This is a genomic window from Frankia sp. CeRuru1, from assembly GCF_977966315.1.
Genome location: NZ_CDWWEW010000510.1, coordinates 1 through 2,845, shown reverse-complemented (window position 1 = coordinate 2,845; position 2,845 = coordinate 1). Strand labels below are relative to the sequence as shown.

The following is a 2,845-nucleotide window of genomic DNA, read 5'->3' as shown; positions in this document are numbered from 1 at the left end:
TCTCACGCGTGCGCGTCAGGACGTGGCAGTGTCCTCAGTCATGACCGAGTGCAGCGACAAGGTCGCGCTCCTGACCGGGGCGGGATCCGGCATCGGCGCCGCCTGCGCCCGCCGACTGGCGAGAGCGGGCGCCCGGGTCGTCGCCACCGACCTCGACGCGCGCGCTGTCAAGGAGGTGGTGGCGACGATCGAGGACGGTGGCGGGGAGGCGCTCGCCCTGGAGACGGACGTCACCGACCCCGACTCGCTCGAACGCGCCATCCAGGTCACCGTCGGCACCTTCGGACGGCTGGACCTGGCAGTGAACAACGCGGGAGTGAGCGCGGGGCGCGAGCCGGTGGAGACCACCCCGGCGCAGGACTGGCAGCGGGTGCTGGACGTCAACCTCTCCGGCGTCTTCTACAGCATGCGGGCCGAGATCACGGCGATGCTGCGCAACGGCGGAGGCTCGATCGTCAACATGGCCTCGGTGCTCGGGGTGGTCGGGTTCGCCGGGTCGGCGCCCTACGTCGCCGCGAAGCACGGGGTCATCGGGCTGACCAAGACGGCCGCCCTGGACTACGCCACCCGCGGCATCCGGGTGAACGCGGTGGCGCCGGGCTTCGTGGACACCCCGCTGCTGCACGCCAACGGCCGGCCGCGGCGCGGAGCCGCGCTGTTCTCGCCGATCAACCGACTGGGCACGGTCGACGAGGTGGCCGAGGTCGTCGTCTTCCTGCTGTCCGACCGGGCCTCCCTGGTCACGGGCAGCGTCTATCTGGCCGACGGCGGCATGGCCGCCCGCTGACCGGGCCCGCGGGCGGTCAGGCCGGAGAACCGTCCCACCGGGCCGCGGCGAGATCGACCCGGTCGCCTCCGGGGCGCAGCGGCGTCCGGTCGGCGACGAGCCGGCGCAGGGCCTCGACCGGTGCGGCCGGGTTCGGTTCCCCGGTCGCCCGGATCACCCGGTGCCAGGGCACCTCGTCGCCGAATCGGGACAGCACGGCTCCGACCGTGCGCCCCGACCCGGCGCCGACGTACTCGGCCACGTCGCCGTAGGTCATCACCTTGCCCGGCGGGATGCGCGCCACCGCGTCCAGCACCTCGAGGGCGTGCGGACCCGGCGCGCCGCCGAGCGAGATCCGGGTACCGAGCCCGGCGGAGAGGCTCGCCGGCGGCGCGTCACGCCGGGCCCGCTCATCCAGGCTCCCCGTGGCTCGTCCAGGCTCCGTGGCTCGTCCGGCGCTCAGTAGACCGGCAGCGACTTGTCGACCTGGGTCGCCCACGCGGTCACGCCACCCTGGACGTGCACGGCCGAGGAGAAGCCGGCGCCCTTCAGCGTGGCGAGCGCGTCGGCCGAGCGCACCCCGGATTTGCAGTAGACGACCACCCGACGGTCCTGCGGCAGTTCGGAGAGGTGCGCGGGCAGGTCCCCCTTGGGGATCAGGCGCGCGCCGGGGATCCGGACGATCTCCCACTCGGCCGGCTCACGGACGTCGACGAGCTCGATCGGCTCGTCGGCGTCCAGCCAGCTCTTGAGCTCGCCCGCGGTGATCGTCGAGCCGGCGGCGGCCAACTGCGCCTCCTCCGAGACCGCCCCACAGAACGCCTCGTAGTCGATCAGCTCGGTGATCGACGGATTCTTCCCGCACAACGGGCACTCCGGGTCCTTGCGAACCTTGATCGACCGATAGGTCATCTCCAGGGCGTCATACACCATCAGCCGACCGACCAGCGGATCGCCGATCCCGGTCAGCACCTTGATGGCCTCGGTGGTCTGGATGGAGGCGATGGAGGCGCACAGCACACCCAGCACCCCGCCCTCGGCGCAGGAGGGGACCATGCCGGGAGGCGGCGGCTCCGGGTAGAGGCAGCGGTAGCACGGTCCGTGCTTGGCCCAGAAGACGCTGGCCTGGCCGTCGAAGCGGTAGATCGAACCCCAGACGTAGGGCTTGCCGAGCAGCACCGCGGCGTCGTTGACCAGGTAGCGGGTGGCAAAGTTGTCCGTGCCGTCGACGATGAGGTCGTACCCGCTGAAGATCTCCATGACGTTGGAGGCGTCCAGCCGGGTCTCGTGCAGGACGACGTTCACGTACGGGTTGATGTTGCGAACCGAGTCGCGGGCCGACTCCGCCTTCGAGCGGCCGACGTCGGACTGGCCGTGGATGATCTGACGCTGCAGGTTCGACTCGTCGACGGTGTCGAACTCGACGATGCCCAGCGTCCCGACGCCGGCGGCGGCCAGGTACATCAGCGTCGGCGAGCCGAGGCCACCGGCACCGACCGCCAGCACCCTGGCGTTCTTCAGCCGCTTCTGGCCGTCCACGGCGACATCCGGAATGATCAGATGTCGAGAGTACCGGCGGATCTCATCGACGGTCAGCCCCTCGGCGGGGTTGACCAGGGGCGGAGGGGACACGCTTGCTCCTCGCGTTCGGTGTCGTCCTTCGACGATGCCACAGCGCGACGCGGCCTCGCCGGATTTAGGCCATCCGCCGGGAGGTCCCTCATCACGGGTGCATGTCGGGCATCGCGACGGTCAGCCCTTCAGTGCAGCGCACGGCATCCCCGGAGTGTTCCCGCGGCCGCCACGGGTAGACCTCTTCCGAACCGCCGCACATACAGTGAGGAGTTGAGTGCAGTGTCCTTCACTGACAAGGTCAGGAACAAGGTGCAGGAGCTCCGCGGGCGGACCAAGGAACAGGCCGGCAAGGCCACCGAGAACCGGGACCTGCAGGCGGAGGGCCGGGGAGAACGCGGCGTCGCCGACCTCAAGAACGCCGGGGAGAAGGCGAAGGACGCCTTCCGCCGCTGACCGCCCGGTACCCACCGGCCCCACGGCAACCAGCCCCACGGCATCTAACGG

4 protein-coding genes are annotated in these 2,845 nt (G+C 70.9%); 2 read left to right on the top strand and 2 right to left on the bottom strand.

What is annotated here, in order from left to right; genetic code table 11:
- On the top strand, positions 1-787 hold a 787-nt coding region (locus AC08OP_RS23590; protein ID WP_476616175.1), incomplete at its 5' end, for an SDR family NAD(P)-dependent oxidoreductase.
- A gap of 16 nt (positions 788-803) precedes the next feature.
- Here AC08OP_RS23590 and AC08OP_RS23585 read toward each other — a convergent pair.
- Both AC08OP_RS23585 and moeZ read right to left on the bottom strand, forming a co-directional pair.
- Positions 804-1,265 carry an MGMT family protein gene (locus AC08OP_RS23585; RefSeq protein WP_476616174.1) on the bottom strand — a complete coding sequence of 154 codons (462 nt, stop codon included), beginning with the start codon at positions 1,263-1,265 and terminating at the stop codon, positions 804-806.
- Positions 1,226-2,398 (bottom strand): adenylyltransferase/sulfurtransferase MoeZ, encoded by a 1,173-nt coding sequence (gene moeZ / locus AC08OP_RS23580; protein WP_476616173.1) that lies wholly within the window; start codon positions 2,396-2,398, stop codon positions 1,226-1,228. Before moeZ ends, AC08OP_RS23585 begins: the two co-directional genes overlap by 40 nt.
- 222 nt (positions 2,399-2,620) lie before the next feature.
- Between moeZ and AC08OP_RS23575 the strand changes: the two genes are divergently transcribed.
- Positions 2,621-2,794 (top strand): CsbD family protein, encoded by a 174-nt coding sequence (locus AC08OP_RS23575; RefSeq protein WP_462186501.1) that lies wholly within the window; start codon positions 2,621-2,623, stop codon positions 2,792-2,794.
- Positions 2,795-2,845: the final 51 nt, after the last annotated feature.